This is a genomic window from Mesorhizobium sp. M4B.F.Ca.ET.089.01.1.1 (genome assembly GCF_004022605.1).
Lineage (GTDB): Bacteria > Pseudomonadota > Alphaproteobacteria > Rhizobiales > Rhizobiaceae > Mesorhizobium > Mesorhizobium abyssinicae.
This window is the reverse complement of the sequence record NZ_RZOS01001070.1, coordinates 1-753: the sequence shown is the minus strand read 5'-3', so window position 1 is coordinate 753 and position 753 is coordinate 1. Positions and strand designations below refer to the sequence as shown.

2 protein-coding genes are annotated in these 753 nt (G+C 60.4%); one reads left to right on the top strand and one right to left on the bottom strand.

Annotated features, from left to right (window positions below):
• The first annotated feature begins 121 nt into the window (after positions 1 to 121).
• Positions 122 to 400 carry a DUF6615 family protein gene (locus EN780_RS36065; RefSeq protein WP_128276586.1) on the top strand — a complete coding sequence of 93 codons (279 nt, stop codon included), beginning with the start codon at positions 122 to 124 and terminating at the stop codon, positions 398 to 400.
• Between the two features lie 21 nt (positions 401 to 421).
• Here the strand turns inward: EN780_RS36065 and EN780_RS36060 are convergent.
• Positions 422 to 753, bottom strand: a 332-nt coding sequence (locus tag EN780_RS36060) for a hypothetical protein (protein ID WP_128276585.1), incomplete at its 5' end; no start/stop codon positions are given.

Below are 753 nucleotides of genomic sequence, written 5' to 3'. Positions count from 1 at the left end.
GTGATAGTTCACGCCGCACTTTCTACAATCGCCAGATCGCCCTGAAGCTGATTCTGGCTGGACCCGGATAAGAACATGTGCAGTGTCATGACCGTGACGCAGGGAAGGGGGAGGGGATTTGATGTCTACGACGATGTGCGATCTGGCAACGACGCTGCCGCTACTGATCGGCCATCTTCTGGACCGGGAGAGGAAGCTTATGCGGGGGCGGTTCCGCGAGGAAACGATGACCGATATCTTCACCGGCGCACTTGCGGCATTTGCCGGGCCTGAGCTTGTCATCCAGTATCCAGATGAGGCCGTGACAGGCGGTGACCTTGATCTGCGGTTCTGGCACGCGACAGCCGTACCCCTGTCATCACCGAACCTTCCAAGGAATAGCGGCGGCTGCCGCTGGTGACCGGCTTCCTGCCCGTCGGTCTCACATTGTTGAGCGGAGCAAAGCCTGCATATGCTCAGGCAGGTCGAGTTCGCCGCGCGCTTCGACCTCCAAGAGATACCTGGCCTTGGCCAAGCCATCGCCTTCCCTGACCGTTGGGTAAGCGCAGACGGCCAGCAGGGACCTTTCCTCCCTTTGGCTCGCTCGGTCGCGATCGAGGACGCTTCCTCCCGTTTTGTGAGCGGCCTTGCCAAATGCCGCGTATTCTACCTTGTGCGCCTCAATCAGCTCGCGCAGCTCGCTGGACGGCTCCATTTCTTGCCGCACGGGCTCTGAGGTGATCGCCGTTGCTGTGACCGTCGAGGCGATAACAG